This window comes from Streptomyces sp. NPDC057617, assembly GCF_042800555.1.
In the GTDB taxonomy this organism is placed as follows: domain Bacteria; phylum Actinomycetota; class Actinomycetes; order Streptomycetales; family Streptomycetaceae; genus Streptomyces.
In genome coordinates this window covers 955,199-967,746 of sequence record NZ_JBHVGV010000001.1, presented here as the reverse complement: position 1 = coordinate 967,746, position 12,548 = coordinate 955,199, and the positions used below count along the sequence as shown (strand labels likewise).

The 12,548-nt window shown below is 70.6% G+C and carries 12 protein-coding genes; 4 read left to right on the top strand and 8 right to left on the bottom strand.

What is annotated here, in order from left to right; translation table 11 throughout:
* The first annotated feature begins 19 nt into the window (after positions 1–19).
* Positions 20–820 (top strand): SAM-dependent methyltransferase, encoded by an 801-nt coding sequence (locus ACFU9P_RS04240; protein ID WP_384077707.1) that lies wholly within the window; start codon positions 20–22, stop codon positions 818–820.
* A 79-nt stretch (positions 821–899) separates the two neighbouring features.
* On the opposite strand, the gene mmsB is transcribed toward ACFU9P_RS04240, so the two are convergent.
* From mmsB to ACFU9P_RS04210, 6 genes are all read right to left on the bottom strand, one after another.
* Positions 900–2,165: a multiple monosaccharide ABC transporter permease gene (gene mmsB / locus ACFU9P_RS04235; protein ID WP_376376936.1), complete on the bottom strand. Its 1,266-nt coding sequence runs from the start codon at positions 2,163–2,165 to the stop codon at positions 900–902.
* A gap of 6 nt (positions 2,166–2,171) precedes the next feature.
* Positions 2,172–3,713 (bottom strand): multiple monosaccharide ABC transporter ATP-binding protein, encoded by a 1,542-nt coding sequence (gene mmsA, locus ACFU9P_RS04230; protein ID WP_384077706.1) that lies wholly within the window; start codon positions 3,711–3,713, stop codon positions 2,172–2,174.
* The gene (gene chvE / locus ACFU9P_RS04225; RefSeq protein ID WP_384077705.1) at positions 3,710–4,825 is read right to left on the bottom strand and encodes a multiple monosaccharide ABC transporter substrate-binding protein; all 1,116 of its coding nucleotides are present in this window, start codon (positions 4,823–4,825) and stop codon (positions 3,710–3,712) included. Before chvE ends, mmsA begins: the two co-directional genes overlap by 4 nt.
* A 7-nt stretch (positions 4,826–4,832) precedes the next feature.
* A complete protein-coding gene (locus ACFU9P_RS04220) occupies positions 4,833–5,810 on the bottom strand; it encodes a hypothetical protein (RefSeq protein ID WP_384077704.1) in 978 nt (325 codons plus the stop codon).
* A 205-nt stretch (positions 5,811–6,015) separates the two neighbouring features.
* The gene (locus tag ACFU9P_RS04215; RefSeq protein WP_384077703.1) at positions 6,016–7,080 is read right to left on the bottom strand and encodes a zinc-binding dehydrogenase; all 1,065 of its coding nucleotides are present in this window, start codon (positions 7,078–7,080) and stop codon (positions 6,016–6,018) included.
* A complete protein-coding gene (locus ACFU9P_RS04210; protein ID WP_384077702.1) occupies positions 7,077–8,240 on the bottom strand; it encodes a mandelate racemase/muconate lactonizing enzyme family protein in 1,164 nt (387 codons plus the stop codon). The genes ACFU9P_RS04215 and ACFU9P_RS04210 overlap by 4 nt, the downstream gene beginning before the upstream one ends.
* A gap of 167 nt (positions 8,241–8,407) precedes the next feature.
* Here ACFU9P_RS04210 and ACFU9P_RS04205 point away from each other — a divergent pair, with 167 nt between their 5' ends.
* From ACFU9P_RS04205 to ACFU9P_RS04195, 3 genes are all read left to right on the top strand, one after another.
* Positions 8,408–9,178 (top strand): IclR family transcriptional regulator, encoded by a 771-nt coding sequence (locus ACFU9P_RS04205; protein WP_384077701.1) that lies wholly within the window; start codon positions 8,408–8,410, stop codon positions 9,176–9,178.
* 86 nt (positions 9,179–9,264) lie between these two features.
* The gene (locus ACFU9P_RS04200; RefSeq protein WP_384077700.1) at positions 9,265–10,173 is read left to right on the top strand and encodes an SMP-30/gluconolactonase/LRE family protein; all 909 of its coding nucleotides are present in this window, start codon (positions 9,265–9,267) and stop codon (positions 10,171–10,173) included.
* 79 nt (positions 10,174–10,252) lie between these two features.
* Positions 10,253–10,720 (top strand): YchJ family protein, encoded by a 468-nt coding sequence (locus ACFU9P_RS04195; RefSeq protein ID WP_384077699.1) that lies wholly within the window; start codon positions 10,253–10,255, stop codon positions 10,718–10,720.
* 42 nt (positions 10,721–10,762) lie between these two features.
* Here ACFU9P_RS04195 and ACFU9P_RS04190 read toward each other — a convergent pair whose 3' ends face one another.
* Positions 10,763–11,497, bottom strand: coding sequence for a class I SAM-dependent methyltransferase (locus ACFU9P_RS04190; RefSeq protein ID WP_384077698.1), 735 nt, complete (start codon positions 11,495–11,497; stop codon positions 10,763–10,765).
* Positions 11,494–12,117 carry a DUF2064 domain-containing protein gene (locus ACFU9P_RS04185; RefSeq protein ID WP_384077922.1) on the bottom strand — a complete coding sequence of 208 codons (624 nt, stop codon included), beginning with the start codon at positions 12,115–12,117 and terminating at the stop codon, positions 11,494–11,496. Before ACFU9P_RS04185 ends, ACFU9P_RS04190 begins: the two co-directional genes overlap by 4 nt.
* Positions 12,118–12,548 lie beyond the last annotated feature (431 nt).

The following is a 12,548-nucleotide window of genomic DNA, read 5'->3' as shown; positions in this document are numbered from 1 at the left end:
TGAGACTCATGGAGCGCACATGACCGGGAACGACCCGATCGACACCAGCAAGCCGCACCCGGCCCGGGTGTACGACTGGTTCCTCGGCGGCAAGGACAACTATCCGGTGGACGAGGAGATGGCGAAGCAGTTGCTCGCGCTGGACGCCCGGGGGCCCGACATGGCCCGGGTCAACCGGGCGTTCATGCACCGCGCCACACGCTGGCTCGGTACCACCGGCGGGGTACGCCAGTTCCTGGACATCGGGACGGGCATCCCCACCGAACCCAATCTGCACCAGATCGCCCAGGAGGTCGCCCCGGACTCCCGGATCGTCTACACCGACAACGACCCGATCGTGCTCCGGCACGCCGAGGCGCTGCTCCGCAGCACCCCGGGCGGTGTCACCGAGTACGTCCAGGCCGACGCGCGCGATCCGGAGGCCATCGTCGAGGCGGCGGGGAAGATCCTCGATCTGAACCGTCCGGTGGCGCTCTCCCTGATCGCGCTGCTGCACTTCATCTCGGACGAGGACGGCGCGCACGAACTGGTGCGCCGGCTGCTCGACCCGCTGCCGTCCGGCAGCTATCTGGTCCTCTCCCATGCCACGGGCGACTTCGACCGGAGGAGCGCGGACCAGGCGCGCGAGCTGTACCAGCAGCGGGCGCTCACCCTGGCCCTGCGGTCGCGGGAGGAGTTCGCCGCGTTCTTCGACGGTCTGGAACTGATCGAGCCGGGGGTCTCACTGGCCGCCGACTGGCGTCCGGAACTGGGAGAGGCCGTGCCGGTTCCCGGCGACGAGCCCATCCCGGGATACGCGGGCGTGGCACGCAAGCCGTAAGTGGAATACGGGGGCGCGGCGCCGCAGCACTTTTCAGGTGCGCTGCGGCGCCGCGCGTATTTCGAAGCTGAGAGCGCTCTCAGGCGCCCACCCTGCGCTTGTTCCAGACGTCGAAGCCCACCGCCGCCAGCAGCACCAGCCCCTTGATCACCTGCTGGTAGTCCGGGCCGATGCCGACCAGCGACATCCCGTTGTTCAGCACCCCCAGCACCAGCCCGCCGATGATCGCGCCGAACACCGTGCCCACACCGCCGCTCATCGACGCCCCGCCGATGAACGAGGCGGCGATGGCCTCCAGTTCGAAGTTGATGCCCGCCTGCGGTACGCCCGCGTTGAGCCGGGCCGCGTAGACGATCCCGGCCAGCGCGGCCAGCACCCCCATGTTCACGAAGACCAGGAAGGTCACCCGGCGGTCCTTGACCCCGGACAGCTTCGCCGCCGCGCGATTGCCGCCCAGCGCGTACACATGACGCCCGACGACCGCGTTGCGCATCACATAACCGAAGCCGATGAGCAGCGCCGCGAGCAGCAGCAGGACCACCGGGACGCCCCGGTAGCTGGCCAGGGTCAGGGTGAAGGCGAGCACGGCCGCCGCCAGCCCCGCGCACTTGAGCAGGAACAGACCGCGCGGGAGGACGTCCAGCTCGTACGCCTGCTGCCGGCGCCGGTCCCTGACCTCCTGGAACACCGCGACGGCCAGCAGCGCGAGCCCCAGCAGCAGGGTCAGGTTGTGGTAGTTGGTGACCGGGCCGACCTCGGGGAGATAGCCGGTCGCGATCTTCTGGAAGCCCTCGGGGAACGGGCCGAGAGAGCGCGACCCGAGGAAGATCTGCGTACCGCCGCGGAAGAGCAGCATCCCGGCGAGCGTCACGATGAACGACGGAATGCCGACGTACGCGATCCAGAACCCCTGCCAGGCACCGGCCAGTGCGCCGATGAGCAGCCCGAGGACCAGCGCGGGCACCCACGGCATGTCGTGCCGGACCATCATCACCGCGCAGGCGGCGGAGACGAACGCGGCCAGTGAGCCGACGGATAGATCGATATGGCCCGCCACGATGACGATCATCATGCCGATGGCGAGGACGAGGATATAGCTGTTCTGGAGCACCAGATTGGTGACGTTGTTCGGCTTGAGCAGCACACCGTCGGTCCAGATCTGGAAGAGCACGATGATCAGGCCGAGTGCGATGAGCATGCCGTACTGCCGCATATTGCGGCGTGCCGCCTCCAGCAGCAGGGCGCCCGCGGCGGGGCGCCCGGACGGGGACGGCGGCGGGGCCGCACCCGGCGCGCCCTTCTTCGGGACGCCGTCCTGCGGTGTGTCGGTGGTGACCGGACCCATGTCGGCTTACCTCGTGTTCCTGGTCATATGGCGCATCAGCACTTCCTGGGTGGCCTCCGCCCGGGGGACCTCCCCGGTGAGCCGGCCGGCCGCCATCGTGTAGACGCGGTCGCACATGCCGAGCAGCTCGGGCAGTTCGGAGGAGATGAGGACAACGGCCTTGCCCTGGGCGGCGAGCCGGTCGATGACGGTGTAGATCTCGTACTTCGCGCCGACGTCGATCCCACGGGTCGGCTCGTCGAGGATCAGCACATCCGGGCCCGCGAAGATCCACTTGCTCAGGACGACCTTCTGCTGATTGCCGCCCGAGAGCCTGCCCACCTGTTCGAAGACGGTCGGGGCCTTGATGTTCATGCTCTTGCGGTACGACTCGGCGACCCGGGTCTCCTCGTGCTCGTCGACCACGCCCCGTCTGGACACCTTTGAGAGCGCGCTCATCGTGATGTTCCTGCCGATGGTGTCGATGAGATTGAGCCCGTACTGCTTGCGGTCCTCGGTGACATACGCGATGCCGTGCGCGACGGCCTCAGGCACCGTCCGGGTCCGGATCTCCCGGCCGTCCTTGAACACCGTGCCGCTGATGCCCCGGCCGTACGAGCGCCCGAAGAGGCTCATCGCCAGCTCGGTGCGGCCCGCGCCCATCAGCCCCGCGATCCCGACGATCTCGCCCCTGCGGACCTGGAGCGAGACCCCGTCGACGACCTTGCGCTGCTGGTCGATGGGGTGATGGACGGTCCAGTCGCGGACTTCGAGCGCGGGCTCGGCGCCCGGATCGCCTTCGTACGCGGTGCGTTCGGGGAAGCGGTGGTCGAGATCGCGGCCCACCATGCCCCGGATGATCCGGTCCTCCGTGGTGGAGCCGGCCCGTACATCGAGGGTCTCGATGGTCCTGCCGTCCCGCAGGATCGTGACGGAGTCGGCCACCTCGGCGATCTCGTTGAGCTTGTGGGAGATGATGATCGAGGTGATGCCCTGGGCCTTCAACTCCAGGATGAGCCGCAGGAGCTGGGCGCTGTCGCCGTCGTTGAGGGCGGCGGTCGGCTCGTCCAGGATCAGCAGCTTCACCCGCTTGGCGAGGGCCTTGGCGATCTCCACGAGCTGCTGTTTGCCGACCCCGATGTCGGCGACCCGGGTCTGCGGCCGCTCACGCAGCCCGACCCGTTCGAGCAGGGCCGCCGCGTGCTTCAGCGTCTCGTTCCAACTGATGATGCCTCTGGTCGCGTGCTCGTTGCCGAGGAAGATGTTCTCGGCGATCGACAAGTAGGGCACCAGGGCCAGTTCCTGATGGATGATCACAATGCCCTGGGCCTCGCTCGCCCTGATGTCCCTGAAGGCACAGGGCGCGCCCTCGAAGAGGATCTCGCCCTGATAACTCCCGTACGGATGAACCCCGCTGAGCACCTTCATCAGGGTGGACTTGCCGGCGCCGTTTTCCCCGCAGACCGCGTGCACCTCCCCGGGCGCGACCGAGAGGCTGACACCTGAGAGCGCTCTCACCCCGGGGAAGGTCTTCACTATGGAGCGCATCTCCAGGACGGGGGCGGTCATGTCAGGTCACTTGCCTTGATGTAGCCCGAATCCACGAGCACGGCCTTGTAGTTGGACCGGTCGACGCTCACCGGGTCCAGCAGATAGGCCGGTACGACCTTGACTTCGTTGTCATAGGTCTTGGAGTCGTTGACCTCGGGCTTCTTGTCGTTCAGGACGGCGTCCGCCATCTGCACGGCCTGCTTGGCCAGGGCGCGGGTGTCCTTGTAGACCGTCTGCGTCTGCTGCCCCGCGATGATGGACTTGACCGAGGCGACCTCCGCGTCCTGCCCGGTGACCAGCGGATACGGCTTGGCGGGCGTCCCGTACCCGTCGGACTTCAGCGCCGAGAGGATGCCGATGGAGATCCCGTCGTACGGCGAGAGCACCGCGTCGACCTTGCGCGAGCCGTACGCCTTGGTCAGCAGGTCGTCCATCCGCTTCTGCGCGGTGCCGCCGTCCCAGCGCAGGGTGGTGATCTGGTCCAGCCTGGTCTGGCCGCTCCTGACCACGAGCTGCTTGGAGTCGATGTACGGCTTGAGGGTCTTCCAGGCGCCGTCGAAGAAGTACCGGGTGTTGTTGTCGTCGGGGGAGCCCGCGAACAGCTCGACGCTGAACGGGCCTTTCTTCGTGCCGTCCTTGAGGCCCAGCTTGTCGATGAGGTAGTCGGCCTGGAGGACACCGACCCGTTCGTTGTCGAAGGACGCGTAGTAGTCGACGTTCTCGGTCCCCAGGATCAGCCGGTCGTAGGAGATCACCTTGATGTCCTGGTCGGCGGCCTGCTGGAGCACATCGGTGAGAGCGCGTCCGTCGATCGCGGCGATCACCAGGACATCCACGCCCTTCGTGATCATGTTCTCGATCTGGGAGACCTGCTGGGCGACATCGTCCTCGCCGTACTGGAGGTCCGTCTTGTAGCCCAGCTTCTCGAACTGGGCGACCATGTTGGAGCCGTCGGCGATCCAGCGCTCCGACGACTTGGTCGGCATCGCGATACCGACGGTGGAGCCCTCGCCGCCCTTCGACTCGTCCTTGCTGCCGCCCTCGCTGTTCTGTCCGCAGGCGGCGAGGGAGACAACGAGGGACACGGCGGTGACGGCGAGCGCGGCCCGGCGGGCACGGCGAATACGCATGGGGGCATCAGTCCTTGTCATGGGTGAGGGGAAAACGGCTGAGCGGGCCCGGCAGCCGGGAACCGAGCGGCGACATCCCGCCGTCGGCGCCGTGCCGGACGAGCAGATCGAGCACCAGCCGGCCGCGGCGTACCCGCTCGCGGGCGGCGTTGAGAGCGGTTTCACGGAGCTGTGCGCCGTACGGATAGATGCCGGGCGACTTGGAGAGCCCGAACTTGAGATAGAGCGGAGCGCCGCGTCGGATCAGCTCCGCCGTCTCGTACATCCGGACATAGCCGCCGAGATCGTCGGGCGCCTCGATGTAGAGATCCATGGGGGCGCGGCTGATCCGGCGGATCTCGGTGAGATGGGCGAGCGTCAGATCCGAGGGCACATTGATCGAGTCGGCCCCCAGCCGTTCGAACACCGCGTACGAGGCCGGATTGACCGGACCGACGAGCGCGGAGACCTTGAGGGTGGTGTCGGCGGGCAGGATGCCCCGGGCGCGCAGCCGGTGCAGGGTCCAGAGCACGCCCTCGTCGGCGACGAGCAGGCACCGTACGCCCAGCTCCGTCGCCCGCAGGGCGTCCTCGACACAGCCCGCCATCGCGCCATGGCCCCTGGCGCGCAGTCCGGCGCCGCCGGAGTCGGTACGGGTGGAGCCGCCGGTGTCCCAGGTGCCGCGCGGCCCGGTGAACAGGCACAGCTCTACGGAGCGGGCCGCGCAGGCCTCGGCCATCTCGGTGATCTCGGCGTCGGAGAGCATCCAGACTCCGCTGCCCTGACTGACCCGGTGCACCGGCAGATCGAGACGGGCGGATTCCTGGAGGACCACCGCGAGGCTCTCGGGCCCCTCGACGGAGGGGATCTCGGTACGCCAGAGACCACCGTCGGGAAAGGCATGGGCGGAGGTGTCCGCGGGGTGGTCCTCGGGTGCGGCGAGGCCGAGCGTGGCGAGCGCCTGCTCGCCGGGGCGGCGGGGGGCGGGGGCTGATACGTCGGTCACGGACGAGTCCTTCGGTTCGGTCGGCGCGAGGGCGGTGTCTCTTGGTTGCGGTGGTGCGCGCGGTGTGTTCGGTATGCCGGACGTGGTTCGGGGTGGCGGGTGTACGGCGGTACGGGGCGCTGTTCGGCGGCGCATCGGGGGCGGCGGGTCCGGGGTCGCGGGTCGGAGGGCAGCGGGTCCGGGGCGGCGCGTGGGGGCGTGTGTGTCAGGGGCGCAGCAGTACTTTTCCGGTACCCGGGTCGCCGCCGCCCACGAGCGCCACGGCCTCGCCGTACCGCTCCAGCGGGAATTCATGGGTCACCAGCGGCCCCGGATCGAGCAGCCCGCTGCTGAAAGCGCGTACAGCGAACGACCAGGCGGCGGACGGCGCCCCGAAGACACTCCGTACCGTGAGCTGGTTCAGCGAGAGATGCACCGGGTCGATACCGCTCGCGCCCGGCGCGAACATCCCGGTGAGCACCACCCGGCCGCCGCGCCGGGCCAGCAGACAGGACGAAGCGGCGGTGCTCGGTGCCCCGGCCGTCTCCACGACCAGGTCGTACCGCCCGTCCAACTCCCCGGCCTCCGCCGGATCCACAGCATTGCTCGCCCCGAACTCCCTTGCCTTGGAAGCCCGTTCGGTGCGCGGATCGATGACCGTCAGCTCACCGGGGGAGGAGGCCGCGAGGAGCTGTACGGCGAGCAGCCCGAGCGTGCCCGCGCCGACCACCGCGATCCGCTCCCCGGGCTCCGGCCGGCCCGCCCGGACCGCCGCGGCGACCACCGCGGCCGGCTCCAGCAGCGCGGCCGCCCGCAGATCGGCGTCGTCGGCCAGCAGGTGCAACAGCCGTGCGGGCACGACGACATGGTCGGCGAAACCACCGGGACGGGTGAACCCCGTCTCGTCATAACCCCGGGTGCAGAGCGAGGTATCGCCACCGCGGCAGCGCGCGCACATCCCGCAGGCGCGGAACCCCTCGGCGACGGTCCGACGGCCCGTCAGTTCCGGATCCACGCCCTCGCCCACCGCGTCGACCGTGCCCGCCCACTCGTGCCCCGGCACCACCGGGTAGCGCACATAGGCCGCGTCGCGGCGGCCCTCGTACACCTCCCGGTCGCTCAGACAGATCCCGGCGGCGGCGACCCGTACCCGTACCTCGCCGGGGCCCGGCACGGGCTCGGGGCCGTGCACCAGCCGGTGTGCCCCCGGCCGTTCGACGACGACCGACCGGCTGCCGCCCTGAACCGCTGCGGCCTGGGAAGACGCGGGGGCGTTCGCCGGGGGGCTCACCGGACCGCCTTCGGCTCGCGCTTCTCCCAGCCCTCGGCCCACAGATCGAACCGCGCCTGCCGCTGCGGGAACTCGGCCGCCGCCTCCGCGTCGAACTCCACCCCGAGACCCGGCCCGTCCGGCACCGCGAAGCAGCCAGTCGCCGGATCGACCTCCGGAGCGCCGGTCACCACCTTCTTGATCTCCGCGTCCGCGAAGTCGTTGAAGTGCTCAAGGATCTTGAAGTTCGGCGTACAGGCGGCCAGTTGAAGGCTCGCGGCGGTCAGCACCGAGCCGCCGACATTGTGCGGCGCGACCAGCACATAGTGCGTCTCGGCGGTCGCGGCCAGCTTTCTGGCCTCCAGAATCCCGCCGATGTGTCCGACGTCCGGCTGGATGATGTCGGCCGCCTGTGACTCGAACAGCTCCCTGAACTCGATCCGGTCGTGGATGCGTTCACCGGTCGCGATGGGCAGATCCACCTTCTCCGCGACCTTGGAGAGCGCTTTCAGATTCTCCGGCGGCACCGGCTCCTCCAGCCAGGCCGGCTGGTACGGAGCCAGCTCGCGCGCCAGCCGTACCGCCGTCGACGGGCTGAACCGCCCGTGCATCTCCAGCATCAGCTCCGCGTCCGGCCCGATCGCGTCCCGTACCGCCTCGATCAGCGCCACCGCCTCATTGCTCGCCGCCCGGTCCAGCTCGAAGTGCCCGGTGCCGAACGGATCGATCTTCAGGGCCCGGTAGCCGCGGGCCACCACCGCCTGCGCCGCCCGGTGATAGGCCTCCGGGGTGCGCTCGGTGGTGTACCAGCCGTTGGCGTACGCCTTGACACGGTCGGTCACCCGTCCGCCGAGCAACTGCCAGACCGGTACGCCGAGCGCCTTGCCCTTGATGTCCCAGCAGGCCATCTCCACGACCGCGATGCCCGACATCACGATCTCGCCGGCCCGGCCGTAATCCCCGTACTTCATCCGGCGGACGAGGTCCTCGACGGCGAACGGGTCGGATCCCCGCAGATGGTTGGCCTCGGCCTCGCGCAGATAACCAATCAACGCGTCGGTCCTGCCCAGCATTCGGGTCTCGCCGACCCCGGTGAGCCCCTCATCCGTATGGACCAGGACATAGGTGAGATTGCGCCACGGCGTACCGACGACATGTGTGCTGATTCCCGTAATACGCAAGGCGGTTGCCCCTCGTGTCTGTTCGGTATTTCGTCACACGTTCGAAATCGTGGCGTGACGGTATTCAGGCTCTCCGAGGGGTGTCAATGGGTTGCGCGCCGGTTAGCCTGTGTTCGTCATTCCGGCCAACGGCCGAGGTACCGGACGCGAGGAGTGGGTGGTCGGCCATGGGACGCCTTGTCCCCGCGGTGACGCGGGCCCTGGACATACTCGAACTGTTCCTGGAGGGCGACGGCACGCTCTCCGCGCCCGAGGTGATCCGTCGGCTCCAACTGCCCCGTACCACCGTGCACGAACTGCTCACCACGCTCGCGGCCCGCTCGTATCTGGCGCCCGTCCCCGGCGAGCCGGGCCGGTACCGGCTCGATGTGCGTACGTACCAACTGGGCAGCAGATACGCGGAACAGCTCGATCTCGCCGCCGAGGGCAGACAGGTCGCCCGCGAGATCGCCGAGACCTGCGACGAGACCGTCCATGTCGCGATCCTGGAGGACACCGACGTGATCTACATCGCGAAGGTCGACTCCACGCACGCGGTCCGTATGGTCTCCGCCGCGGGCCGGAGACTGCCCGCGCACTGCACCTCGGTGGGCAAGATGCTGCTCGCCTCGCTCCCCGAGGCCGAGCTGGAAGTGCGCATCGCCGGGCACGAGTTCGCCGCCATGACACCCGCCAGCGTCACCGATCCCGGCGCGCTGCGGGCAGAGCTGGCGGTGATCAGGGAACGCGGGATCGCCGTCGAACACCGTGAGTCCAACCCGGATGTGAGCTGTGTGGCCGCGCCGGTACGGGACAGCGCGGGGCGGGTCGTCGCCGCGCTGTCCATCTCCGTACCGATGATCCGCTGGAGCGACGAGCGCGAGGAGGAGCTGGCGCAGCTCGCGGCCAAGGGCGCGAACACGCTCTCAGTACGGCTGGGGCACCGGGGGGCGTGGTGAGGGGTTCGGAGGCGGGGACTTCAGGGGCACGGGGTCCGGTGGCACGGGCCTCGGTCACGGGGGCTTCGGCGGTGGGGAGTTCGACGGTGGGGAATCCGGCGGTGCGCGTCGAGGTCGCGGTACGGGAAGCGGCCGTGCTCGGCGAGGGGCCGACCTGGGACACCGCGACCGGCCGGCTCATCTGGGTCGACATCCTCTCGTCGCGCATCCACACCTACGATCCGGCCGACGGCCGCCGTACGGTCATGGTGACCGAGCAGCATGTCGGCGCGGCCAAACCGCGCGCCGGGGGCGGGCTGGTGGTCAACCTGCGGGACGGCATCGGGCTTTACGGCCCGGGGGCCCTCGGGGGCTCCGAGGGTTCCGGGGTCCCGGGGGGCTCGGTCCGTTCTGAGAGCGCTTTCACCTGGCTGGTCCACGATCCGGTGCCCGGCCGCCGGGGCAATGACGCCGCCGTCGCCCCCGACGGATCGTTCTGGGCGGGCAGCATGCGGTACGACGATGGCGACCGGGGCGGACGGCTGATCCGGGTGGCGCCCGACGGCACGGTCACGGAGGCGTTGACCGTCACGGTAGGCAACGGCATCGGCTGGAGCCCCGATGGGCTGACGATGTATTACGTCGACAGCCCCACCCGCCGCGTCGACCGGTTCCGCGTCGACGGAGAACGCATCACCGAGCGGACCACCCTGGCGGCCATCGAGGACGGAGCCGGCCTTCCTGACGGGCTCACCGTCGACGCGGACGGCTGTGTCTGGGTGGCCCTCTGGGACGGTGGCCAGATCCGGCGGTACACACCGGGCGGCGATCTCGACCGTACCGTCGAGCTGCCCGTACAGCGCCCCACCGCTTGCGTGTTCGGCGGTCCCGGACTGCGGGATCTGTACATCACCTCGGCCCGTACGGGTCTGGCGCGCCCGCATCCGCTCTCCGGCTCGCTGCTGGTCCTGCCGGACGCGGGCCAGGGGCTGCCGGGGACGCCGTTCGGCGGCTGAGGCGGCTGGAGGCAGGTGTGGACGGGGCCGGCGGGCCGCGAGGACCGAGCCGGTGCGAGCGGTCCGCGAGAATGGTGACATGGCCCGACGCCCCGCACGATCCGCCCGCCCTGGTCCCAGCAGTCGCTCCGACGGCTCCGACCGGTCCGCCGCGCCCTGTCCCTGCGGGCTGCCCGCCACGTACGGCGCGTGCTGCGGGCGCTTCCACTCCGTCGGCTCCGGAGCGGCCACCGGAGTCACCCCGCCCACCGCCGAACTGCTGATGCGCTCCCGCTACAGCGCGTTCGCCGTGGGTGACGAGCCCTACCTGCTGAGGAGTTGGGACCCGGCCACCCGTCCGCCGGGCGTGGACCTCGACCCCGCGGTGCGGTGGACCGGCCTGGAGATCCTGGAGACCACCGACGGCACCCCCTTCCACACCACCGGTACGGTCACCTTCCGCGCCCGCTTCACCCATCGGGGCAAGCCGGAGGTGCTGAGCGAGCGGAGCCGCTTCTCCCGGCACGAGGGCGCGTGGGTGTATGTGGACGGCATCGTGGCGGAGTGATCCGGTGAGGGCTTCAGGGTGGGCCCTCTTCGGACGCGGCGTTCAGGGGCGGTGCCCTTTTCGTACCGCACGTTCTGCACGTTCTGCACGTTCCGCGTGTTCCCTGCGTTCCGTACGTTCCAGAGCGACGAAGCGGCGGCCCGCGGCCGTCCATTGCTCGGCCGGGGTCCAGCCCGTGGCGCGGCCGTGACGTATGAGTGCGCGCGTGCCCACCCGGGCCCAGGAGAAGGCGTCTCCCGGGGCGCCGTTGCCGTTGTCGACGCGTACCCGGAGGCGTTCGTCGAGATCCGCGTCCACCCCGGCCGGGGCGGCTTCGACGATCAGCGCACCGGCCGGCGCGACGACCGAGGTGAGGCGGGCGAGCAGGGCTGCCGGATCGCCGTCGATCCCGATGTTGCCGTCCATGAGCAGCGCTGTGTGCCAGCCGCCCTCACGGGGCAGCGGATCGAACACCGACCGTATGAGAGCGCTTCCACCCGCGCGTACGGTGTGCGCCACCGCCGCCGGGCTGATGTCGATGCCCAGCGCGGGGCGGCCCCGGGCGGCGAGCGCGGCGACGATCCGTCCTGGGCCGCAGCCGATGTCGAGGACGCTGCCCCGACAGCGCTCCAGCACGGTCAGATCCGCCCGGTCCGGCCCCGCGCACCAGCGCTCCACGTCCAGCGGCAGCAGCCAGCCGTCCGAGCGGCGCAGGAAGAGCGGGCCGCGGCCGGTACGCAGCGCGTCGGCGTACGGACCGGTCTGCCAGGGCGCGGGCCGCGCCTCCGCGGTGGTCATCGCACCCCGGCCGCGGTGAGCCCGGCGAGCGCGGCGGCGAACCGGCTGTCCGGCGCCTCGGCCGCGACCAGCGCGGCGTCCTGCGCGGTGTCGACATCGCGCAGCGGCGGCAGATCCCGTACGGCGAGTCCCGCCGCGGTGAGCCGTCCCCGCTGCACGGCACCGGTCTCCGGCACGGACATCGGCACACCGCGCAGCAGCGCCGGATCGGGTACGGCCAGCCCCAGCGCCCAGAACCCGCCGTCCACGGCGGGCCCGAACCACGCGTCGCACCCGTCCCAGGCGTCCGGCGCGAGCGCGGGCGCCAGCAGCTCCGGGGTGAGCTGCGGGGTGTCCATCCCGACGAGCACGGCGGGCCCGTCGCACAGCCCGAAGGCAGCGGCCAGCCGCTCGTCGAGCCCGCCTGCGGCTTGTGGTACGACCTCGATCCCGGCCGGCAGCCACGCCCCCGGCACCCCCTCAAGCACCAACACCCGCCGCCGCACGGGCGCGGCCAGCACGGCGTGCAGGGTGTCGACGAGCGAGGCCTCCGCCAGCCGAGCGGCCTCCTCGGCTGAAAACGGCGGAGTGAGCCGAGTCTTGACCCGCCCGGCAACAGGCGCCTTGGCCACCACCAACAGACAACTCACAACGCCCCCAGGTGCGGGGTTCCGACAGGGTCGGCGCCGCTAGGGCTGTCGCCGCCGAGTGCGCCGGGACGCTTGCCCGCCGGGTCGGTGACAGCGGGGCTGCCGGTCGACGGCCCGGCCGTCGCGCGGCCCGCGCCGGCGCGGCTGCCGCCAGGGGCAGTGGTAGGCGGGACGCCGGTCGTACGGTCTGCGTCGGCACGGTCGTCGGCCACGGGGCCGTTGGTCCCGTTGGGCTCGGAGGCTGCCTCAACAACGGCCACTGTTGCAGCCGGACCGGCATCCACCTGGCCGGTGACGGCGGCGTTGCCGGTCGGCGACCCGGCGGTTGCACGGCCCGGGCCGGTGCGGTCGTCGGCTACGGGGCCGTTGGTCCCGCTGGGCTCCGCCGCAGCGTCAACAACGGCCGCTGTTGCGGGCGGGCC

What these genes read in the sequence shown, in the direction of transcription:
- ACFU9P_RS04240 (WP_384077707.1), top strand. Translation starts at nt 20, where the DNA reads ATGACCGGGAACGACCCGATCGACACCAGCAAGCCGCACCCGGCCCGG.
- mmsB (WP_376376936.1), bottom strand. Translation starts at nt 2,165, where the DNA reads ATGGGTCCGGTCACCACCGACACACCGCAGGACGGCGTCCCGAAGAAG.
- mmsA (WP_384077706.1), bottom strand. Translation starts at nt 3,713, where the DNA reads ATGACCGCCCCCGTCCTGGAGATGCGCTCCATAGTGAAGACCTTCCCC.
- chvE (WP_384077705.1), bottom strand. Translation starts at nt 4,825, where the DNA reads ATGCGTATTCGCCGTGCCCGCCGGGCCGCGCTCGCCGTCACCGCCGTG.
- ACFU9P_RS04205 (WP_384077701.1), top strand. Translation starts at nt 8,408, where the DNA reads ATGGGACGCCTTGTCCCCGCGGTGACGCGGGCCCTGGACATACTCGAA.
- ACFU9P_RS04195 (WP_384077699.1), top strand. Translation starts at nt 10,253, where the DNA reads ATGGCCCGACGCCCCGCACGATCCGCCCGCCCTGGTCCCAGCAGTCGC.
- ACFU9P_RS04190 (WP_384077698.1), bottom strand. Translation starts at nt 11,497, where the DNA reads ATGACCACCGCGGAGGCGCGGCCCGCGCCCTGGCAGACCGGTCCGTAC.